22 protein-coding genes are annotated in these 21,493 nt (G+C 49.7%); 17 read left to right on the top strand and 5 right to left on the bottom strand.

What is annotated here, in order from left to right; all coding sequences use genetic code 11:
• Nucleotides 1-287: 287 nt before the first annotated feature.
• From C8D98_RS05795 to C8D98_RS05815, 5 genes are read right to left on the bottom strand one after another with little or no spacing between them, the layout of a single operon-like run.
• On the bottom strand, nucleotides 288-1,031 hold the full coding sequence (locus C8D98_RS05795) for an acyl-CoA dehydratase activase (protein WP_132872850.1): 744 nt from the start codon (nucleotides 1,029-1,031) through the stop codon (nucleotides 288-290).
• A complete protein-coding gene (locus C8D98_RS05800) occupies nucleotides 1,028-2,017 on the bottom strand; it encodes a 2-hydroxyacyl-CoA dehydratase family protein (RefSeq protein ID WP_132872851.1) in 990 nt (329 codons plus the stop codon). Before C8D98_RS05800 ends, C8D98_RS05795 begins: the two co-directional genes overlap by 4 nt.
• A complete protein-coding gene (locus C8D98_RS05805) occupies nucleotides 2,017-2,319 on the bottom strand; it encodes a hypothetical protein (protein WP_132872853.1) in 303 nt (100 codons plus the stop codon). Before C8D98_RS05805 ends, C8D98_RS05800 begins: the two co-directional genes overlap by 1 nt.
• Nucleotides 2,319-2,627: an FAD assembly factor SdhE gene (locus tag C8D98_RS05810; protein WP_132872854.1), complete on the bottom strand. Its 309-nt coding sequence runs from the start codon at nucleotides 2,625-2,627 to the stop codon at nucleotides 2,319-2,321. The genes C8D98_RS05805 and C8D98_RS05810 overlap by 1 nt, the downstream gene beginning before the upstream one ends.
• Before the next feature lie 26 nt (nucleotides 2,628-2,653).
• Nucleotides 2,654-4,207, bottom strand: coding sequence for an NFACT RNA binding domain-containing protein (locus C8D98_RS05815; RefSeq protein WP_132872856.1), 1,554 nt, complete (start codon nucleotides 4,205-4,207; stop codon nucleotides 2,654-2,656).
• Between the two features lie 717 nt (nucleotides 4,208-4,924).
• Between C8D98_RS05815 and htpG the strand changes: the two genes are divergently transcribed.
• From htpG to nqrF, 17 genes are all read left to right on the top strand, one after another.
• Complete coding sequence (gene htpG, locus C8D98_RS05820) at nucleotides 4,925-6,793, top strand: molecular chaperone HtpG (RefSeq protein WP_132872857.1); 1,869 nt, start codon at nucleotides 4,925-4,927, stop codon at nucleotides 6,791-6,793.
• Between the two features lie 42 nt (nucleotides 6,794-6,835).
• Nucleotides 6,836-7,177 (top strand): DMT family protein, encoded by a 342-nt coding sequence (locus C8D98_RS05825; protein ID WP_132872858.1) that lies wholly within the window; start codon nucleotides 6,836-6,838, stop codon nucleotides 7,175-7,177.
• A 4-nt stretch (nucleotides 7,178-7,181) separates the two neighbouring features.
• Nucleotides 7,182-7,526: an ArsR/SmtB family transcription factor gene (locus C8D98_RS05830; protein ID WP_132872860.1), complete on the top strand. Its 345-nt coding sequence runs from the start codon at nucleotides 7,182-7,184 to the stop codon at nucleotides 7,524-7,526.
• Between the two features lie 85 nt (nucleotides 7,527-7,611).
• Nucleotides 7,612-8,046, top strand: a complete 435-nt coding sequence (locus C8D98_RS05835; protein ID WP_132872861.1) for a MarR family winged helix-turn-helix transcriptional regulator — start codon at nucleotides 7,612-7,614, stop codon at nucleotides 8,044-8,046.
• Nucleotides 8,047-8,156: 110 nt separating this feature from the next.
• The gene (locus C8D98_RS05840) at nucleotides 8,157-8,669 is read left to right on the top strand and encodes a ferritin-like domain-containing protein (RefSeq protein WP_132872862.1); all 513 of its coding nucleotides are present in this window, start codon (nucleotides 8,157-8,159) and stop codon (nucleotides 8,667-8,669) included.
• 372 nt (nucleotides 8,670-9,041) lie between these two features.
• Nucleotides 9,042-11,039 carry an acyltransferase family protein gene (locus C8D98_RS05845; protein WP_165871204.1) on the top strand — a complete coding sequence of 666 codons (1,998 nt, stop codon included), beginning with the start codon at nucleotides 9,042-9,044 and terminating at the stop codon, nucleotides 11,037-11,039.
• A 71-nt stretch (nucleotides 11,040-11,110) separates the two neighbouring features.
• On the top strand, nucleotides 11,111-12,313 hold the full coding sequence (locus C8D98_RS05850) for an ABC transporter substrate-binding protein (protein ID WP_132872865.1): 1,203 nt from the start codon (nucleotides 11,111-11,113) through the stop codon (nucleotides 12,311-12,313).
• 2 nt (nucleotides 12,314-12,315) lie between these two features.
• Nucleotides 12,316-13,011 carry a GTP-binding protein gene (locus C8D98_RS05855; RefSeq protein WP_132872866.1) on the top strand — a complete coding sequence of 232 codons (696 nt, stop codon included), beginning with the start codon at nucleotides 12,316-12,318 and terminating at the stop codon, nucleotides 13,009-13,011.
• Nucleotides 13,004-13,996, top strand: a complete 993-nt coding sequence (locus C8D98_RS05860; protein ID WP_132872868.1) for an ATP-binding cassette domain-containing protein — start codon at nucleotides 13,004-13,006, stop codon at nucleotides 13,994-13,996. The genes C8D98_RS05855 and C8D98_RS05860 overlap by 8 nt, the downstream gene beginning before the upstream one ends.
• On the top strand, nucleotides 13,993-14,289 hold the full coding sequence (locus tag C8D98_RS05865; protein WP_132872869.1) for a nitrous oxide-stimulated promoter family protein: 297 nt from the start codon (nucleotides 13,993-13,995) through the stop codon (nucleotides 14,287-14,289). Before C8D98_RS05860 ends, C8D98_RS05865 begins: the two co-directional genes overlap by 4 nt.
• A 504-nt stretch (nucleotides 14,290-14,793) precedes the next feature.
• Complete coding sequence (locus tag C8D98_RS05870; protein WP_132872871.1) at nucleotides 14,794-15,693, top strand: DMT family transporter; 900 nt, start codon at nucleotides 14,794-14,796, stop codon at nucleotides 15,691-15,693.
• A gap of 114 nt (nucleotides 15,694-15,807) precedes the next feature.
• Nucleotides 15,808-17,127 (top strand): Na(+)-translocating NADH-quinone reductase subunit A, encoded by a 1,320-nt coding sequence (locus C8D98_RS05875; RefSeq protein WP_132872872.1) that lies wholly within the window; start codon nucleotides 15,808-15,810, stop codon nucleotides 17,125-17,127.
• Between the two features lies 1 nt (nucleotide 17,128).
• Nucleotides 17,129-18,319, top strand: coding sequence for an NADH:ubiquinone reductase (Na(+)-transporting) subunit B (locus C8D98_RS05880; protein WP_132872873.1), 1,191 nt, complete (start codon nucleotides 17,129-17,131; stop codon nucleotides 18,317-18,319).
• Nucleotides 18,309-19,064, top strand: coding sequence for a Na(+)-translocating NADH-quinone reductase subunit C (locus C8D98_RS05885; protein WP_132872875.1), 756 nt, complete (start codon nucleotides 18,309-18,311; stop codon nucleotides 19,062-19,064). The genes C8D98_RS05880 and C8D98_RS05885 overlap by 11 nt, the downstream gene beginning before the upstream one ends.
• Nucleotides 19,064-19,675 (top strand): NADH:ubiquinone reductase (Na(+)-transporting) subunit D, encoded by a 612-nt coding sequence (locus C8D98_RS05890; protein WP_132872876.1) that lies wholly within the window; start codon nucleotides 19,064-19,066, stop codon nucleotides 19,673-19,675. Before C8D98_RS05885 ends, C8D98_RS05890 begins: the two co-directional genes overlap by 1 nt.
• 1 nt (nucleotide 19,676) lies before the next feature.
• Nucleotides 19,677-20,285 (top strand): NADH:ubiquinone reductase (Na(+)-transporting) subunit E, encoded by a 609-nt coding sequence (gene nqrE, locus C8D98_RS05895; RefSeq protein WP_132872878.1) that lies wholly within the window; start codon nucleotides 19,677-19,679, stop codon nucleotides 20,283-20,285.
• Complete coding sequence (gene nqrF, locus C8D98_RS05900; RefSeq protein ID WP_132872879.1) at nucleotides 20,282-21,493, top strand: NADH:ubiquinone reductase (Na(+)-transporting) subunit F; 1,212 nt, start codon at nucleotides 20,282-20,284, stop codon at nucleotides 21,491-21,493. Before nqrE ends, nqrF begins: the two co-directional genes overlap by 4 nt.

Consider the following 21,493-nt stretch of genomic DNA (forward strand, 5'->3'; position numbering starts at 1 on the left):
CTCCCTCCTTTATTAAAGGAGGGTTGGGGTGGATTTTGCTGTTAATGAATGTAAATCCCCCTTAATCCCCATTTTCAGCAAGCTCGGTGCAGAAACATTTGCAAAAATAAAGCAAATGTTTTGTAAAAGGGGGAGACAAATCCGAAGAACCACCGTAATGCTCGTTCGTCTTCGCGAACCCTTCAGGGTGAAGCGATCTTCCATATACAGCAGTGCTGAAGCCCCCATTTGCTATACTTTGAAGACTGCCACACCTGCTGGCGCAGGTTCGCAGTGACGGCTTTGCTTCAATACCACAGACACCCGTAACAGCCGTTATACTGAGGATTTTTGATTACCTGAATATCGCTCTCCGCCATTTCAGACAGGAAGCGTATCAGTCCTGAGTTCTCCGCAACGCCGCCCGCCGCATAAATCTTTTTATGGCGGTATTTGCGGATAAGCGGGAAGAGTCTGCGGGCTATGCTCTCGTTGACCCCTGCGCCGATATGCTCCGTGGGCACACCCTCGGCTATCTTGCCCACCAGTTCGCTCTCGGAAAAGACCGCACAGGTGGAGTTCAGCTTAACGGGGTTTTCGGTCATTGCCGCAAGCTCATCAAGGCTGATGTCCAGAATGCGGCATGCGTTCTCAAGGAATCTGCCCGTACTGGCGGCGCATTTGTCGTTCATTACGAAATCCTCGATATAGCCCTCACGCACATAGATTACCTTGCTGTCCTGCCCGCCGACGTCCACAAGGATGAACTCATCCTCGCCCGTGGAGTGCAGTGCGCCCTGATAGTGCGCCTTTATCTCGGAAATTACGTTGGCGTTGGCAAAGCTGAGCATGTTCCGTCCGTAGCCTGTGGCGGTGATTATAGTGTTTTCATCAGCACCGTATGCCGAAAGGTCGATTTCTATAGTACTTTCCGTGCGTTTCACACGGTTTTTATAGAAGAATACCGTGTCTTCACGGTGAAAATCGATGTTTTCCCCGTTCTGAACGGCAATTTTTACGAATCTGCTGCCCAAATCTATTCCGAGCTTCATTTTTTCCTCGCAGAGAGCATTTCCAGAAAGGATTCAATGCGTATCTTTGTTCGTGCGTCTATGCCCGCCGGAGCGTCCCCCTCAATGGTGAGTATGGGGCATTTTATGTTTTTTCGGATGATGATGTCCTGCATCTGCCGGTAGCAGAATGACTGGACATAGTGGATGATCCCGTCCAGTTTCCGCTCGTCAACCGCCTGCTGAATGTCTTCCAGTCTGCCGAAGACGTCGTATGGATAGGTGTAGTCGGCGTAACGCTGAACGTAGTCCTCGTGGTCGGAGGGGATAGCGAACTGACGCTGTATCTCATTGTAGACCACCTTTGCCCCTTTCTCTTCAAGGAACTGGTAGATATCGGAGAAAATGGTGGGAACGCCTATGAAGCCTATCCGCAGGCCTTCCGCTTCGGCAAACCTGCTTTCGGTCATGGCGAGGAAATCGTCCAGATCCTTGTCATAGGTTATCAGGTTTGTGTTGAAGTCGGTGGATGTCACCAGCCAGAGATGGTTCTCGAAGCCTGAGACCTGCCCCTCAACGGTCATTCTGTCCAGTCTGCGCAGTTTCTCACGCACGGGGTCTGTATATTTGCTGTATTCAACGGCACTTTTAAGAGTGGTTCCCATGGATGCGGCAAAACGCTCCATCTCGGTTTTAAGCTGTGTGTAGCGTGTCTCTTTTTCAAAGGGATAGCTGAACGAGTGCACCTTTATTCCCGCTTCAATGAAAAGCTCTGCCAGAGCGTGGGAGTTGCTGCAGTCGCCCTGCGTAACAGCCACAACCTCGTCGATGTCCGCAGTTTTAACGGCAGTGTAGATGCCCTTTATCCATGCGCAGAGGTTGCGGGGCAGACCTTCGTCCTCCGCCATCTCTGCCATTTTAACGGGGTCTTTGTCGGTTATGAATATATTGTTGAGGTCGACGGGTGTTTTGCCTGCCGCCAGAATTATCTCAACAGGGATTGTTGTGGTAAAGCCTACTCTTGACATTATTTAAGACTGAAATCGATGTATCTGCGCACTTCTTTGTGCAGACCCTGTCTGTTTTTGAAAATCACCATATTCTGCTCGAAAAACCTGTCCATTTCGTTGAAATCCACAAGGTCGATGGTGTCGCCGCTCATTCTGTCCTGCAGACGAACAACCTTTGTGAATTCGTTCTCTTTAATTTTTTTGGTCTTTATCTTCTGTTTTTTATTATAGATGTAAAGTTCGCAGACCTCACCCTCGCAGGTCAGCTCTGCATCGTACCATGTCATATCTTCGAAAACGGCCATCCAGCGTGCTTCCATCAAAGCACCCCTTTGGCTCTTTTGATCTCGTCTCTGCGCTGTTCGGAAAAGCTCTGTATGTCCTTCATAAACCTGTAGTCATAAAGCTCCTGCAGGTCTTCAGCGGTCTTAACGCCCATAACGAGGTCGAAGAGGTCGTTGTCGAACATCCGCACCAGCATGGCGATGAACGCTTCCAGATCATCCTCTGTGTAGCTTTCGGGCAGGTGGTTCGTGACATAGTCCCTCAGGAACATTTCGTTCTCCAGAATCGCACGTCTGGCCGCCTGAAATATCGCCTTTTTTCTTAGTGCTTCCATTCTTTCCATGTGTGTCTCCGTTTCTCCAATATATATCAATCAGTTTTTTCGTCAATATGAACGGGTGCAACGTCCACCGAGCGGAACCTGTGATATATCACAAAGCCGGGCGGGGTGTTCTTGGGCTTTTTTACGTTTTTTTTCTGGGTGTAGTCAACGGTTACTTTCAGATTGTTCTTTGCCTTGCTCATTCCTGCGACAATGGCCGCACACTGCTCAATCTCGTCCGGAGTTGCGTTCCCGCTCTTGCGGAAGATAAGATGTGCCGAGGGCAGTTTCTGTGCGTGGAACCACATGTCCTCGGGGTTTGCAAACTGGAATACCAGCCTGTGGTTGCTGACGGAGTTTCGGCCAATGTATGCCGTGCCGCCGCCTATATCCATCTTTATGAACTGTTTCTCTTTTATCTGTTTTTTCTGTTTCGGCTCGGATTTTTTCATCTCCAGAGCCAGCTCACGCAGGTCATCCTCTTTTGCGGATATCTCTATGAAATAGAGCTGTTCCAGAGCGGAATCTATTATGTTGTCAACCTCGCCCATGCGGGATTTCACCAGTGCCACCGAACGTTCCAGCTTATCCGCACGACCGTAAAGCCTGTTCACTTCCTTGTTGGCATCAAAGAACTCCGGCACATCGTAGACCACTGTCTCTATGCCGCTTTCCGTATAGTTTGTAAGCTCGGTCTTCCCTTTGGCATTTTTGAGTATGTGCAGATTTGCTTTCAGCAGGTCGGCCTTCGCCCGCACCTTCGGATAAGTCTCCGCTTCTGCGTATTCCTCTTTCAGCTTGTCTTTCAGCACCAGATATTTTTCCGCCTGCTTTTCAAACAGACGGGTGAGTCTCAGGCGGATACTGTCGTCACGCTTTGCCGCAGGTTTGTGCACTCGGCCTTTCAGGTCGTCCAGAGTAATGGTCTCCCCGTCCTCATAAGGCTTGAAAGGGATAACCCGCCCCTGTGAGTCCACATGGAAAACATCGTCTGTCAGGCTCTCGTTTATGAGTGTCGCCGTCTCCGCAAAGCTGTAACCCTTCGCCAGATAGATTTCGGCGTGCTTCACCGTCACAGGGTAGAAACCCAGCAGGTCGCTGAAACTGTTCGAAGCATACTTTTCCAGCGTGTCCCGCTTGTTCAGGCGTGGGGATGCGTATCTGTCGCCCACGGAGAAACTGCGGTCGGGGTCGGCATTGTTCTTTGCGAACATCCAGATTATGTTTCCGCCTTCATTCAGAAGCACAGCGTTCGACATCTTGCCGATAAGCTCGAAAACCAGCTTGTGGGTTTCCAGTTTGCCGCTTGGTCTGCGCTTAACGATATCCAGCCAGAACAGACGGTCATATCTGCGACCGCCAACGTCGGTTATCTTGCCGCCGGAGAGCCTGTCCAGAAACTGATCCGGTACCCCCTCCTGCGTGTCCGATGTGAAAAGGGCAGGGCTGCCTCCGGTCACACGGATGTGCAAGGACTTCCTGTCTTTGGCAAAAAGCCCAATGGTAACGCTGTCTTCGGTGACGTTTATCTTAGTCACCTGAACGCCCGTATATCTCTCTTTTATGATGTTCACCGCTTTGGTGAGAGTCAGTCCGTCCAAGTCTTCTCCTGCATGTTAAGCACACATATTATACAGATTTTTTACATGAAACAAAGCATTGACACAACGACTTTACGTCATATATTGACACTTAGCAATAACCGGCAGTAAAACATAACCCTCCTCCCTCCTGACAATATGGAGGAACTCGGGCTTGGCTAACCACCAGGCCCGTTTGTTTTTATAGGTTGTTATATGCTTCGCATTGCTGCGTCACCTAAACACCGATGGCTTTTTCCCGTCTCTGCGAGGAGCAGGGCGACGCGGCAGTCTCATCTGTTGAGATTGCCACAGCCCTTCGGGCTTCTCAATGACGCAAAATTCCCCGTCTCTGCGAACGGAGTGAAGCAGTCTTCCACCTTCAGACAGCCCGCCGCTTCAGCAAATTGCGCAAAATCTGCCGTCACCTAAACACCGATGGCTTTTTCCCGTCTCTGCGAGGAGCAGGGCGACGCGGCAGTCTCATCTGTTGAGATTGCCACAGCCCTTCGGGCTTCTCAATGACGCAAAATTCCCCGTCTCTGCGAACGGAGTGAAGCAGTCTTCCAACTCCAGCTAGCCCGCCGCTTTGGCAAATGCCCCGGAATCTACCGTCACCCTGAGGCGGCAGACGAAGGGTCTCAGCTCAATTCTCCGCCATTAAACTGAATTCTTGATTTTTTCTTAAAAAACAATAATATTCTTACACGTAAAATAATACAAATACGGAGGTTTTAGATGTCACAGGAAAGAATGCAGTTCAAAACCGAGGTGAACAAACTTCTTGAGCTGATGATTCATTCTCTGTACTCACACAAGGAAATTTTCCTTAGAGAGCTTATTTCAAACGCATCGGATGCCATCGACAAGCTCCGTTTCGAAGCTCTCACAAACGATGCTCTGCTGGAGGGTGATGCCGACTACAAAATAAAAATATCGGCAGACAAAGACAAAAACACCCTGACAGTCACAGACAACGGAATCGGTATGACAAAGGACGAGGCTGTAAAAGCTCTCGGAACCATAGCCCATTCCGGAACAAAAGAGTTCATGCAGCTCATCGAGAACAAAGAGAACAACCCCGAGCTGATAGGTCAGTTCGGCGTAGGTTTCTATTCTGCGTTCATGGTTGCCGACAGAGTCACCGTTTACACACGCAAAGCGGGCGAGGATGCCAGCGTCGGCGTTATGTGGGAATCCACAGCGGACGGCACATTCACAGTTGAAGCCCATGAAAAGAGCGAAAGGGGAACCACCATCGTTCTTCATCTTAAAGAGGATGCAAAGGAATATACCGACGAATGGGAGATCAAAGACATCGTCAAAAAATATTCCGATTACATAAGCTATCCCGTGGTGATGGACACCACAAAGAAACAGGAAGACAAGGATATTGTTGAAGAGGAGACGCTCAACTCCATGAAGGCCATCTGGCTGAAGGACAAAAGCGAGGTTCAGCAGGACGAATACAGCCAGTTCTACCGCCACATCTCCCACGACTTCAAAGATCCGTCCGCAACGATACATTTCCGTGCAGAGGGTACTTCAGAGTTCTCCGCCCTGCTGTTCATCCCCTCAAAAGCACCCATGAACATACTCTATGCCGATTTCAAATCCGGCCCTGCGCTGTATGTCCGCCGTGTGCAGATAATGGAGCATTGCGGCGACCTTGTTCCCAACTGGCTCCGCTTCGTTGTGGGCGTTGTGGATTCTTCCGACCTGCCGCTGAACGTATCCCGTGAGATACTCCAGAACAACAGACAGGTGGAGACCATCAGAAACAACATCACCAAAAAAGTTCTGGAAACCCTGACCAAAATGAAAACCGCCGAACCTGAGAAGTATAACGCTTTCTTTGCGGAGTTCGGACGTGTTCTGAAAGAGGGGATCCACTTCGATTTCAAACGCAAAGAGGAGATAGCCTCCCTTATGGTGATGCAGTCCACGGCAACCGAAGACGGCAAACTTACCGACCTCGATGCATATCTCGGCCGCATGAAGACCGAGCAGAACGACATTTACTATATAACGGGCAAAAGCCGCAGTGAGCTTGAGAAATCACCCTATCTGGAAGCACTGAAAGAGAAAGACCTTGAGGTGCTGTTCATGACGGATGAGGTTGACGACATCATCATCACAGGGCTTATGGAATATAAGGGCAAGAAATTCAAGTCCATCCTGAAAGGCGACATCAGCCTCGACAGGGAAGAGGACAAAAAAGAGGCCAAGGAGCACTTCGGCAAGCTGACTGAAAAGGTCAAAGCTGTCCTGCAAGACAGCGTGAGCGAGGTCAGACTCTCCTCAAGGCTTAAAAACTCGCCCTGTGTGCTTGTCTCAGGCGATTCCGACATAGACCCGAACCTGGAGGCCATGCTCCGCCAGATGGGACAGCCCGTTCCCAAGCGCAGCAAGATACTTGAGCTTAACCCCGGGCACAAACTTATCGAGCTTCTTAACTCGGAGTTCGAGCAGAATCCTGAAAGCGAAAAAGTGGCCGATATAAGCGAACTGCTTTACAATCAGGCACTTATCCTTGAGGGCAACATGCCTGCGGATACGTCACGTTTCGCTTCTCTTATGACAAAAATTCTGACGGAAAAATTTTAATTATTGCGGGAGCTCTTGCTCCCGCTTTTTTTTGAGTATAATATGAAATCTACTGTACTCTTTATTTCCATGCTGACCATGTCGAACGTGTTCATGACCTTCGCATGGTACGGGCATTTGAGAAATCAGGCGGACAAAAGCTGGATATGGGCTGTTTTTGTGAGTTGGGGCATTGCCTTTTTCGAATATCTGATTCAGGTCCCTGCAAACCGTTTCGGATATCAGACGCTCACCCTCGGACAGCTTAAGATCACTCAGGAGGTGATAACCCTGCTGGTGTTCGTTCCCTTCTCCTTCATCTTTATGAAGGAGCCGCTCAAGCTCAATTATCTTTGGGCAGGGCTCTGCATGATGGGTGCAGTTTATTTCGTTTTTAAGGGGTAGTTCTATGACACAGTTGGATTCAGCAGTAGAAATTATCAAATCTATTGCCGACAGAAACAGAATGAGAATTCTGCTTATGCTCAACAAGCGCCCTATGTGCGTTTGCGAGCTGGATGCCGTTCTGGGCATCGCTCTCTCAACCATTTCGGCACACCTGAAACAGATGCGCTCCGCAGGAGTCATAACATCTGAAAAGGATGGCCGCTGGGTTATCTATCGAATTTCAGACGATACGTCAATCCGTACAATCGTCAGCTCACTGTCTGGTCAACTCTATGATGATACTCAGGTTGTTGAAGATCTGAAGATGATCGACGGTATCAGTCGTGAGGAATGTGCTAAAAAATAGTAAAATGGTCTTAATTTCCGCTTGATATTGGGATGCCTTTGGTATACTTTAACGTTGAGTATTCTACCATTCAGGCGGTGTTAGTATGAAAGACAAGACCATTGAGCAGGAGTTAAGCTCCCTCGACACATTCATTAAGCTGGTGCAGACTGCGGAAAACGTTTCGGCCTGCGTTTATGCGCATCTAAAAGATTTCGGCATTACTGTAAGCCAGTTCGGCGTTCTCGAAGCCCTGTATACCAAAGGCGCAATGTGCCAGAAGGACATAGCGGAGATAATCCGCAAAACCACAGGCAACATGACCACCGTTATCGACAACCTCGAAAAAAACGGACTGGCCGAAAGAAAAAAAGATCAGAGCGACAGAAGGTTCTTCACTGTTTCAATAACAGACAAGGGCATGGACGTTCTGAACATGGTTTTCGACAGGTATAAAAATAACGTTGAGCAGGTCATGAAAGATCTGGATGCTGAAGACAGGCAAAACCTCGTTTCTATACTGGGCAAACTGCGGTATTGATATTTTTTTGCCTTTAGCGGAAAAGATTTATCATGAGCTAATATATGTCTTGAATCGCCGGAAATTGTGGTCTATCTTTAGTGTGTAGTTAAATACTAAAGGAGGAGACCATGCACGAGAAGAGTATTGAGCTTCTTAACAAAGCGATAGCTGACGAGGTGGCAACACTCCACCAGTACATGTATTTTCATTTCCACTGCGATGATCAGGGATATGATCTGCTTGCGGCACTTTTCAAAAGAACCGCAATCGAAGAGATGATCCATGTGGAAAGACTTTCCGACAGGATCCTTTTCCTGAACGGCGAGATAGAGCTGAAAGCCTCTCACGACGTCGTTAAAGAGCGTAATGTCGGAAAAATGCTCGACATGGCAAAAGCTATGGAAGAGCAGAGCGCAAAGGACTACAACAGATGGGCAAACGAGTGTTCTGCTAATGCGGACTCTGTTTCGAAAAAACTTTTCGAAGCCCTTGTTGAGGACGAAGAGCGTCACTTTGACCAGTTCGACGACGAAAGGGAGAACATGAACCGTTTCGGCGAAAACTATCTGGCTCTCCAGTCCATTGAAAGAAGTAAAACCCGTTCCACACTTCCTCCTGTAGGAAGCGGAGGAGCAGAGTAAAAGATTAAGGGCTCGCATTTGCGGGCCCTTTTTTTGTCTTTTATAACGCATAGTATTTCTTCGTTGTCCTCTGAAAAATTATCCTCACGTATTTCAATATACGCTCGTCAATTTTTCCTCGTCCGCCTTGAACTACTCGGTTCTAAAAGACAAAAGGGATAATGACTCCCCGTCTCTGCGAACGCAGTGAAGCAGTCTTCCGGCTTCAGACAGCCCGCCGCTTTGGCAGGTTCACAATGAAGCAGATGTATCACAATCCCTGCACATTTCCTAACCCATTCTGTCGCCGCAACTTTTTGTGTTCACACCTTTTTTATTGTCTTTTCTGTTTAATTTAGCTATTGTACGACAGTTTTTCATTAAGGGATCAATGTGAAATACAGACAAGACATAGACGGACTGCGCTCGGTTGCCATACTGCCGGTGATTCTTTACCATGCGGGTATCGGAGCATTTTCCGGCGGATTCACCGGTGTCGACGTTTTCTTCGTTATTTCAGGATACCTTATCACCACCATAATTTTCAGAGAGATAGAATCCGGAACCTTCACCCTTTCAAATTTTTACATACGCAGGATAAAAAGAATCTTCCCCGCTCTGTTTGCAATGATAGCCGTTACGGGACTGATATCCTACTTTGTCCTTATGCCGAACCATTTTGCAAAATTCGGCAAAAGCGTTGCGGCGGCAGTGTTTTTCTGTGCGAATATAATCTTCTGGGGCGACAGCGGCTATTTTGAGGCGGAAGCGGAGAGCAAACCCCTGCTTCATACCTGGTCGCTGGGTGTTGAGGAGCAGTTTTACATCTTTTTCCCGCTTATCCTAATGTTTCTCGCTCGCACAGGTTTCAGACGGCTGAAAACTATAATCGTGTCGATATTCGTAGTCTCTTTTCTGCTGAACATCGCTTTTGTGGGCAGATTTCCAGAGGCTGTTTTCTTCAACCTGCCTTTCAGGGCATGGGAGCTGATGCTCGGTTCAATGCTGGCTCTGGGTTTTTTTCCTCAGGCTGACGGTGCTAAAAAGGAATTTCTGAGTGTTCTGGGGCTGATGCTGATCGCATCCGGAATGCTGTTTATAGATGAATCCACCAGATTTCCCGGCTATGCTGCGCTTCTGCCCTGTGTCGGCACTGCGCTCATAATCCATGCCGAAGGCTCGGCGGTTAACAGATTCCTCTCCTACAGGCCTTTCGTCTGGGTGGGGCTTCTGTCATATTCGCTCTATATATGGCACTGGCCGGTCTTTGCCTTCCGCAACTACGTTTCCGCAGTTCAGATAGACTCATTTTTCCTTTCAAATACGTTTCTGATTCCCTTCGTTTTTCTGCTGGCGGTGGTTTCTTACTATATAATTGAAAAACCTCTGCGGGTTATGAAGGTTCAGAACAGAAAACAGTTTTTTGCATATGCGGCGGCATCCATGCTGGTGATAACCTCCGCAGGGCTTTACGTTAAGTTTGAAAAAGGCATCAAGTCGAGATTCTCACCGGACGTGATAAGATCGATCACGGCCAAAATGGGCGGCCTTGACCCTAAAAAATGTTTCGACCTGAAATATGCCGACATCAGAAAAGAGAGACTTTGCAGAATAGGGGATAAAAACGCCGAACCGTCGTTTGCCATGATGGGCGATTCCCACGCACTGGCAATGAGCGGCGGAATGAACGAGCAGATGAAGCTTTACGGCATGTCCGGTCTGTTCTTCGCACGCCCCACCTGTCTGCCCACAGAGGAATCGGATGTTCTGAACGGAACAAAGATTCAGGAATGCTCCGATCATTTCAAAAAAGCCATAGATATTATGGAATCATCACCTGAGATAAAAACCGTGTTCATCACAGCCCGCTGGGGAATGTATGCCAATAACGTCCGCTATCTGGGCGACAGCAAGCTGTATATTGTGAAGAAGGCGGAAGCGAAGGTCGATTCGGTGCGCAGTGACGAACTGCTTTATAACGGCCTTAAAGACACCATAACCGAGCTGACGCAGTCCGGAAAAAGGGTTGTGCTCATTATGGACGTGCCGGACATCGGTTTTGATGTCCCCGCCGAGGCCGGAAAATATGCCGTCATGAAAAAGATATTCGGGGAGAAGGTCGGCAGTCTGGACTATGACTTCAACTCCGCCGAGCACATAAAATGGTCTGAAGACTTTAAAAAAATGGTGGCAAAACTGTCAGAAGAGGCGGAATTTACCGTCCTCGACCCCTCGGATTACCTCTGTAAAGAGGGTGAATGCGATATCTATAACGGTCTCGATCCGCTCTATTTCGACTCTAACCATTTGTCAATTCAGGGTTCTGCATATCTGGCGGAAAAAATGTCACCCGCCGTTATTTCTTTAATAAAAAATCCCGCCGGATTTTGACATCAGTCAAGTTATTCCTGTACATTATAGTTATATTGGTTTTCAGAAGCTGATACTAACAGGAGAAACAAATGATCAACGCCAATATAACCGTTTATGAACTTTCAAAACAACACCCCGCCGCTTTCAGCCTTTTTCTGAGCAAAGGGTTCGACAACTTTAAAGATGACAAAACACTGGCATCCGCAGGCAAGTTCCTTAAACTGGAAACAGCCATCAAACAGAAAAACTATGATGTTCAGACATTTCTGAACAGCCTTGCCGAAATAGAGAAGAACAACGACGCATCTGTGGACGTTACCCTCAAGGAGCAGACAAAGAAGGGCGACATCACCCTGAAAGGTCTTCTGCCCTGTCCGGTGCGCCTGCCCCTGCTTGAAAAGATAGACGCCTTTGCAAACGAAGTGAAGGAGCAGACCGGACTTTCAGTGGCATATGATTTCATCGCCGCCGCACAGGGTCAGGGATGGCTTGAGGAGAACGTTGTTGGCATCAAGGCCGAGAACGTGCCCGACCTGTTCGTTTCTGCCGGATTCGACGTTTTCTTCGATGAGCGTTCATTCGGTCAGCATGTTAAGAACGGAATGTTCGAGGACATGACAGGCGAATGCCACGACTATCTGGCGCAGATGAAAGACCCCAGAGGCAACTACGGCATGGTGGGCGTTGTTCCCGCAGTGTTCATGGTTAACCTTGACGCACTTGGCGAAAGAGAAGTGCCCAAAAGCTGGGCGGACATCCTTTCCCCCGCATTCGAGAACAGCGTGTCTCTGCCCGTTGGCGACTTCGACCTTTTCAACTCTCTGCTGGTGCACATCCACCATATGTTCGGCGATGAAGGTGTGGAAAAACTGGCCAAGAGCATGATAATGTCCATGCACCCCGCACAGATGGTCAAAAACGCAGGCAAAAAGACAGAGGCGAAGCCCGCTGTCACCATTATGCCCTATTTCTTCACAAAAATGCTGTTCGGCAGCAAATCCGTTGCGATAGTCTGGCCTGAGGAGGGCAGCATAGTCAGCCCCGTGTTCATGCTCACCCGCAAGGACAGAAAAGATATAATCAAACCCGCCGCCGATTTCCTCTACGGAAAAGAGACCGGCGAGATAATGGCTCACAAGGGACTTTTCCCCGTGCTGAATAAAGAAGTGGACAACAGACTCCCCGCCGATGCAAAATTCTGCTGGATGGGCTGGGATGCGATATACGCAACCGACATGGGCAGTCTGCTTGAAAGACTGAACAGCCTGTTCAACTCAAAACTGGAGGCATAATAATGAGATTCGTAACCGTAAGCGGCCCCCCCTCTTCGGGCAAGACCGCAGTCATTCTGAAAACGGTGGAGAGCCTCCGCCAGAGGGGACTGAAAGCGGGCGTGGTGAAGTTTGACTGTCTCTACACCGACGACGACAAGCTCTATGAGCAGAAGGGTATACCCGTTAAAAAAGGTCTTTCCGGCGCACTCTGCCCCGACCACTATTTCGTGAGCAACGTCTCCGAGAGTTTCGAATGGGGCAAAAAGCAGGGAATAGACATTCTGATAAGCGAGAGTGCAGGGCTTTGCAACAGATGCAGCCCCCACATAAAAGAGATTCTGGCTGTGTGCGTCATCGACAACCTGTCGGGCATCAACACACCCAAAAAGATAGGTCCCATGCTGAAATCAGCAGACATAGTTGTCATCACCAAAGGGGACATTGTTTCCCAGGCCGAGCGTGAGGTTTTCGCCTCAAGGGTCGCCACGGTGAACCCTACAGCGAGCATCATGCATGTTAACGGAATTACAGGACAGGGCGCATTCGAGCTTTCAACCCTGTTTGCGGACGAAAAGACCGAAACCGAAACACTGGACGGCAAGAGCCTTCGTTTCTCAATGCCTTCGGCTCTCTGTTCCTACTGCCTCGGCGAAAAGAGGATAGGCGCAAAATATCAGATGGGCAACGTCAGAAAAATGGATGTGGACAATGGATAGACAGCAGATACTTAACAAACCCTTTGCGGAACTTCTGGCTGAAATGCCCTTTGCAGGCGACTTTTTCGAATCTCAGGGTTTTGAGGCTCCGAGTGGTTCTGTGAAAGACTTTATAGATGATCTCACCGACACACAGCTTGAGGACATGGGAATCGAGCCTTCGGAGTTCGTGAACAACTTCATGACCTTCCTTGAGGCTGTGGGTTCAATGACCGAGAGAACGTCTGTGATAAGCAGCCTTACTATAACAGGCGGAATCAACAAAAAGGGCGAGGACGAAAACTTTGAGCTTGAGATAAAGGCCGGAGAAATAATCTGTATCGTAGGACCCACAGGCTCAGGCAAAAGCCGTCTGCTGGCGGATATCGAATGGATGGCAATGGGTGACACGCCCACTAAGCGCCGCATAAAAATAAACGGAAACGACCCCGACAAGAGCTGGAGATTTTCTCCCGAGCACAAGCCTGTGGCACAGCTGTCCCAGAACATGAACTTTGTAATGGATCTGACAGCCAGAGAGTTCGTAAGGATACATGCGGAGAGCCGCTTCGTTCAGAATCCTGACGAGAAGGTGGAGCTTATCATCGAAAAGGCAAACGAGCTTGCAGGTGAAAAGTTTGACGGCGACACCCCTGTGACATCCCTTTCCGGCGGACAGTCAAGGGCGCTGATGATAGCCGATACGGCCTTCCTCAGCAAATCCCCCATAGTTCTCATCGACGAGATAGAGAACGCTGGTATCGACCGCAAAAAAGCGCTTGATCTGCTTGTAGGCGAAGAGAAGATAGTTCTTATGTCCACCCACGACCCCATACTGGCTCTTATGGGTGACAAAAGGCTTGTTATAAAGAACGGCGGTGTGGCGAAGATAATCGCAACGTCCGCAAAAGAGCGTCAGAACCTTGAACAGCTTCAGGAACTTGACAAAAAACTCCTTGAGCTTCGCAACAGAGTGAGAACAGGCGACGTTCTGGAAGAGATATGAAAAAAGAGAAGAGGGTGGTCAAGGACGCCAAAGTCCTGACCGCCTTTATTAAAGTATATTGCAGGGAGAACCACGGCGGACAGGAATTGTGCGATGATTGCCGTGGGGTGCTGGAATATGCCCTGCGTCGCAACGAAAAATGCCCCCTCGACCCCAAACCCAAGTGCAAAGACTGCAAAATTCACTGCTATAAGCCCGAAATGCGTGAGAAGATTCGCCGGATAATGAAATTCAGCGGCATCTGGTATATTAAGCGTGGGAGGCTGGACTGGGTCTGGCATTACTTTTTTTAATGTTGTAAGTCTCATAAAGGCAGAGATTCTTCGTTTCACTCAGAATGACGGGAAATTTGCGTCATTGCGAACCTGCGTAAGCAGGTGCGGCAATCTCATCAGTTGAATCTACGAAAATGTAAATCCCCCTTAATCCCCCTTTGTTAAAGGAGGAGACAAAACTGAAACCCTTGTTTACGGTAATCACAAACATCGTCACTCTGAACGAAGTGAAGAGTCTCATAAAGGCAGAGATTCTTCGTTTCACTCAGAATGACAGTACGCAGTCTTCCATATCCAGTCTGCATGATGCTGATACTTCGATAACTTATGGTGGAAGTTTGCCACGCCTGCGGCTCGCAAAGACGATATAGCCTATCGTCACTCTGAACGAAGTGAAGAGTCTCATAAAGACAGAGATTCTTCGTTTAACTCAGAATGACGGCGAATTTTGTGTCACTGCAAACCCTGCCAAAGCGGCAGAAAGACTTGTAAACGCCTGTTTATAAGCGTATAATCCGACCCATGACAGATAACCCCACCCCCAGATATGACAACGAGACAAGGGGCATCGCAATGATGCTCGGTGCGTCCGTGTGTTTCGCTTCCATGGGGTATTTCATAAAAAAACTTACCGCCGATTTCTCCACCATGGAGATAATCTTCATGCGCAATCTGATAACCATGCTTATCATATTCGGCGCAATGGTCATCGTTCGTCCGGTGAGCCGTGGCGGAAAACCTTTTCTGCTTCTGATGAGAGGGGTTTACGGCATCGGAGCAATGATTGCCTATTTCTATGCCATCAGCGTTATGCATCTCGCATCCGCCGCAACCTTTTCCAAAACTTCGCCTCTGTTCACGGCTCTGATAGCCATTCTGGTTATGAAGGAGAAGACCGACTGGCGGGTATGGGCGGCCATAGGCGTGGGTTTCGGGGGTGTACTTTTCATTTTGAAGCCGGGCGGGGAAGTTCCGCCGATGGGTTATGCCGCAGGGATACTCTGCGGGGTGCTGGCGGCGTTTGCCTATACCACTGTTCGGGGTCTGGCGGACTATTATGATGCCCGTATGGTGGTTTTCGTGTTCTCTCTGGTTGGGGTTGCCGCTTCGCTGGTATATTTCGGCTTTCTCTGGCTGACGGGCGACGCCCGTTATTCCGACTGGAATTTTCTGCCAACAGGTATCCATCTGACATATTTCATTCTTTCCGGAATACTGGCCTCTGCGGCACAGTTTCTCATGTCAAAATCCTACTACTACGGCAGAGCCTCGCTGATGGGGTCTATAAGCTACACCGAGCTTGTTTTCAGCGTTTTCACAGGTTATCTGGCCGGCGACGGAATGCCCGATCTGCTCTCTTTCTTCGGTATGCTGCTGGTTTTTGTCAGCGGTGTTCTCATTGTCAGAGCAAGAAAAAAGTAAATAAGATTAAATTTATATTCTTTACATAAAAATAGTCCAAGTCTTTCTTGACATTGAAATTAGGTGGTTTACACTTATTGTATGAAACAATTCATTCTTTTCGGAGAAAGCTAAATGATTTACCGAAAAATTAAAAAGGGGCTGGATCTGCCCATCAAAGGGCGTCCCTCCGATGTTGTGCTCGACCAGACGGATATTTCCAGAGTCGGGCTGCTGGGAGATGATTACCCGAATCTGAGGCCTTCGCTGAAGGTCAGAACGGGCGACAGGGTGAAAAAAGGACAACTGCTTTTCACCGACCGAAAGAACCCCTCTCTGATGTTCACCTCGCCTGTGGCGGGAGTTGTTGCGGAGATAAACAGGGGAGAGAAACGCAGACTGCTGTCCGTTGTCATTGAAAAGGACGGAAACGAGGCCGTGCAGTTTGACACGGATGTTATCGGCAGGGCGGAGGTTCTCGAATTGCTGAAGGTTTCAGGGCTTCTGACCAGATTCCGCAGGCGTCCGTTCGCAACCTGCGTCAGTGCGGATGAGGAACCGGAGGCACTGTTTGTAAACTGCATGGACACACGTCCTAATGCGCCGGATATGAACAGGATAATCTCCAGATACAAAGAATATTTTTACGAAGGGCTTAAGGCCGCCGCAAAACTTGCGCCCAAAACATATGCATGCACCGGAAACGGGGTTGCGATTGACAATGTCGAGGGGGTTGAGGCTGCGGTTTTCGACGGAGTTCATCCGGCGGGGCTCACGGGTACACACATCCACTTCCTGCGCCCTGTCTCACAGGGCAGGCTTGTCTGGACCGTTGATGCACAGACAATGATAGATTTCGGATATCTCATTAAACATAAAGAGCTTAACGAAGAACGCATCGTGGCTTTGGGCGGAGAGTTTGTAACCCCCTGTCATGTGAGAACACTCCACGGCGCATCCGTGAGCGAGCTTGTTAAAGGAAGGCTTAAGGACGGGGAGCTGAGGCTGATAAACGGTTCAGTTCTGTTCGGACTTCCCTTAACACCCGAAACGGCCTATCTGTCCACTGATTTCGCACAGATTTCAGCCGTTGCCGAGCAGACTGAAAGACCCTTTATGGGCTGGCTGCTGCCTGGTTTCCATGTGCATTCGGTGATAAATGTTTTTGCATCAAAGGTTTTCGGCGAGAAGAGTATAAATTTTGACACATCCCTGAACGGCAGTCACAGGGCTATGGTTCCTGTGGGAACCTATGAAAAGGTGACGCCGATGGATATTCTGCCTACGCACCTTCTGCGTGCATTGCAGATGAAGGACTACGAAGGGGCGGAGAAACTGGGCGCACTGGAGCTTTCCGAAGAGGATCTGAGCCTCTGCACCTATGTCTGCCCGGGCAAAACGGACTACGCACCTCTTCTGCGTGATGCCCTCACCACAATTGAGAAGGAGGGCTGACATGAAAAAATTCTTTGATAAATACAGGCATCTTTTCGAGAAGGGGGGCAGGCTGGAACGCTGGTATCCGGTGTTTGAGATGGCCGACACCTTCCTGTACAACCCTCTGCACCGAACCAAGGGAACGACCCATCTGCGTGACGGAATAGACCTGAAACGCATAATGATAACCGTTGTGGTCGCCCTTATCCCCTGTACGCTCATGGCGTTTTACAACACCGGACTTCAGGCCAACCTTGCCATTGCGGCTACGGGTACTGAAAACCTTGAGGGCTGGCGGCACGGGCTGATTCAGGCTTTCGGTGTGGGGTATGATCCGCACAGCATCGGGGCGAATTTCTTCCACGGCGCACTGTACTTTCTGCCGCTTTATATAGCCACACTGGCTGTGGGCGGCTTCTGGGAGCTTCTGTTCTCGGTGGTGCGCAAACATGAGATAGGCGAGGCGTTTCTGGTCACCAGCCTTCTTTATCCTCTGATACTCCCCCCGACAGTACCCATCTGGCAGGCCATGGTGGCACTGTCCATTGGTCTGGTGCTGGGTAAGGAGGTTTTCGGAGGCACAGGGCGCAACTTCGTGAACCCTGCGCTTTTCGCAAGGGCTATACTGTTTTTCTCCTATCCGGCAGGTATTTCCGGCGACACCGCATGGGTGGCTCTGGACGGCTACAGCTATGCCACACCCCTTGCATCGCAGTCACTTTCCGGACATATCGACGTGTCATGGACCGACGCTTTTCTGGGGTTCATTCCCGGTTCAATGGGTGAAACCTCCACTCTGGCGTGTCTTTTCGGTGCGGCGGTGCTTATCTATACCGGAATAGGCTCGTGGCGGATAATCGTTTCGTCCGTAGCGGGGCTTTTTGCGCTGACATTTATGTTCAATATGATAGGTTCGGACACTAACTATATGTTCTCCCTCACGCCCGACTGGCATCTTGTGATAGGCGGTTTTGCCTTCGCAACTGTGTTCATGGCAACAGACCCTGTTTCGGCGGCATACACCGATACGGGTAAGTATTTCTACGGATTCCTCATAGGAGCCATGACCGCACTGGTGCGTGTGGTGAACCCAGCATATCCCGAAGGGGCTATGCTGGCGGTTCTGTTTGCAAACATTTTTGCGCCGCTCATCGACTATCTGGTGATGAAGGCGAATATCGCAAGGAGGGCAAAGAGATATGCGGCCTGAAAGCGATCTTAGAACGTTTATAATTGCGCTGGTGCTTGCTGTTATATGCTCCTTTTTCGTGGCGGGGGCAAACGTGCTCCTCAAGCCCAGACAGGACATGAACAGGGAACTGGAACGCAAAAAGAATATACTTCTGGCGGCCGGAGTTCTGCAGGCCGACACGGATGTGAACAGCGCATTTGAAGCTGTTGAGACATATCTTGTTGATATGCGCACGGGAAAGGCCGAAAAGGGGGATGCGGGCAAATATTTTGAGAGCATCCGCAGACTTGCCTCGTCCGCCGATGCGGTTCAGCTGAACAAACAGCAGGATGTCGCCGTTATCAAAAGCATTCCGGCGAAAATTCCCGTTTTCATCCTGCGTGACGGCAGCGGACAGGTTTCGAAGGTGGTTCTGCCAATTTACGGTTCCGGTCTCTGGAGCACAATGTACGGGTTCATGGCTCTGAACGCAGATCTGAACACTGTAAGCGGCATAACCTTTTATGACCACGGAGAAACACCCGGTCTGGGCGGCGAGATAGACAATCCGCTGTGGAAGGCCGGCTGGGTTGACAAAAAGATATACGGCGACGACGGCTCGGTGGCTCTTTCCGTTGTGAAAGGGGCAAAGGGCGACAGCCAGATAGATTCTCTGAGCGGGGCGACAATGACCAGCAGAGGCGTTGAGAACACCGTCCGTTTCTGGATGGGTGCGGACGGCTACGGCAAATTCCTTGCTTCGCTTAAACAGGGGGGTGCTTGATGTCGGCAATGAAGGTCTTTACAGACCCGATCATAAAGAACAACCCCATTGCGGTTCAGGTGCTGGGCATCTGCTCCACACTGGCGGTTACCACAAAGATGGAGGTGACACTCGTTATGGCGGTATCCGTTATGACGGTTACGGCACTCTCCAACCTCTTCATATCCATGCTGAGAAAGCTTATGCCCTCCAGCATCAGGCTTATAATCGAGATGACTGTGGTTGCCACTCTGGTCATCATCGCAGATCAGATCATCAAGGCCTACATGTTCGAGGTGAGCAAACAGCTGTCGGTGTTCATGGGGCTTATCATCACCAACTGCATCATCATGGGACGTGCGGAGGCATATGCCATCAGCAACCCACCGTTCAGAAGCTTTCTGGATGGTCTGGGCAACGGTGCAGGATACGGCCTTGTGCTTATCATAATAGCCACCATCAGGGAGATCGTTGGTTCCGGCAAGTTCTTCGGAATGACGGTTCTGCCCACGGTGAACTCAGGCGGGTGGTATCAGCCAAACGGGCTTTTTCTGCTTGCGCCCAGTGCGTTCTTCCTCATAGGCATCCTGATATGGATAGCCAGACTGACAGTCGTTAAGGCGGAGGAGTAATATGGAAGCATATCTTTCGCTGTTCATAAAATCAATTTTCATCGAGAACATGGCTCTGTCCTTCTTTCTGGGCATGTGTACGTTCATCGCTGTTTCAAAGAAGGTCGAGACCGCTTTCGGCCTCGGTGTTGCGGTGGTGTTTGTTCAGGCCATAACGGTTCCGGCTAACAACCTGCTCTACAGGTTCGTGCTGAAAGAGGGTGCTCTGGCTTGGGCGGGTCTGCCCGACCTTGACCTCGGGTTTATCGGTCTTGTTACCTATATCGGCCTTATAGCCGCCATAGTGCAGATTCTGGAGATGGCGCTGGATAAATACGTTCCGTCGCTCTACTCAGCACTTGGCATCTTCCTGCCGCTTATAACGGTTAACTGTGCAATTCTGGGCGGTTCGCTGTTCATGGTGCAGAGGGATTATTCCTTCGGCGAGTCCGTGGTATACGGGTTCGGCTCCGGCATAGGCTGGGCGCTGGCGATCGTCACCATGGCGGGCATCAGAGACAGGATAAAATATGCCGACACACCCAGAGGGCTTGGCGGCATGGGAATAACATTCATAACGGCAGGCATCATGGCCATAGCCTTTATGCTGTTTTCGGGGATAAAGTTATGACACTGCTTATAATGGGCGTCATCGTATTTACAGCTGTGATACTGCTTCTGGTGGGGGTGATCATCAACGCCAGAAGGATGCTTGTCTCAGCGGGAACGGTGACCATAAACATAAACCATAAGAAGGATTTCAGTGTGTCTACGGGCGGCAAGCTCATCAGCGCACTGGCGGACAACGGCATATTTGTTTCCTCGGCTTGCGGCGGCGGCGGTTCATGCGGCCAGTGCAGGGTGAAGATAGTGGAGGGCATAGGCGATATCCTGCCCACAGAGAAGACCCACATCAACCGCAGACAGGAGAAGGAGGGCTTCAGACTCTCATGCCAGACGGCTGTGAAAAACGATATTACCATCGAGCTTCCGCCGGAGGTTTTTGCGGCGAAAAGGCTTGAGTGCGAGGTTGTTTCAAACGACAACGTTGCAACCTTCATAAAGGAGTTCGTGCTGAAAGTCCCCGAAAAGGTGGATTTCAGGGCGGGCGGCTACATTCAGGTGGTTGTGCCCCCCTATGAGGCGAATTTCTCGGATTTCGATGTTGAAGAGCAGTACAGAAGCGACTGGGAGAAGTTCGGCTTCTTCAAGCTGAAAGCGGGCACAAAAGAGGAGATTCAGAGAGCATACAGCATGGCAAGCTACCCTGCGGAAGAGGGGCTTATAAAGCTGAACGTGCGTATCGCAACGCCTCCGTTCGGAAAAGAAGTGCCCCCCGGCATAGGCTCATCTTATGTCTGGAGCAGAAAACCCGGCGATATGGTCACCATAGCGGGACCTTTCGGCGAGTTCTACGGCCGCAACACTGGCAAAGAGATGCTCTTTCTCGGAGGCGGTGCGGGGATGGCTCCCCTGCGGTCGATAATATTCGATCAGCTATGCACCCTGAACACAGAGAGAAAGATAAGCTTCTGGTACGGCGGCAGAAGCCTGAAAGAACTGTTCTATACGGAGGATTTCAGGGAACTGGAAAAGAAGTATCCCAATTTCACATACAATATAGCTCTGTCCGATCCTCTGCCGGAGGACAACTGGACCGGATATAAAGGATTCATACACAACGTGGCTCTGGAGAACTATCTCAAAAACCATGAGGCTCCCGAAGAGATAGAATATTACCTCTGCGGCCCCCCTGTGATGATATCTTCCGTTCTCAGAATGCTGGACAGCCTTGGGGTTGAGCCGGACAACATATTCTTTGATGATTTCGGAAGCTGA

This window comes from Seleniivibrio woodruffii, assembly GCF_004339245.1.
In the GTDB taxonomy this organism is placed as follows: Bacteria; Chrysiogenota; Deferribacteres; order Deferribacterales; family Geovibrionaceae; genus Seleniivibrio; species Seleniivibrio woodruffii.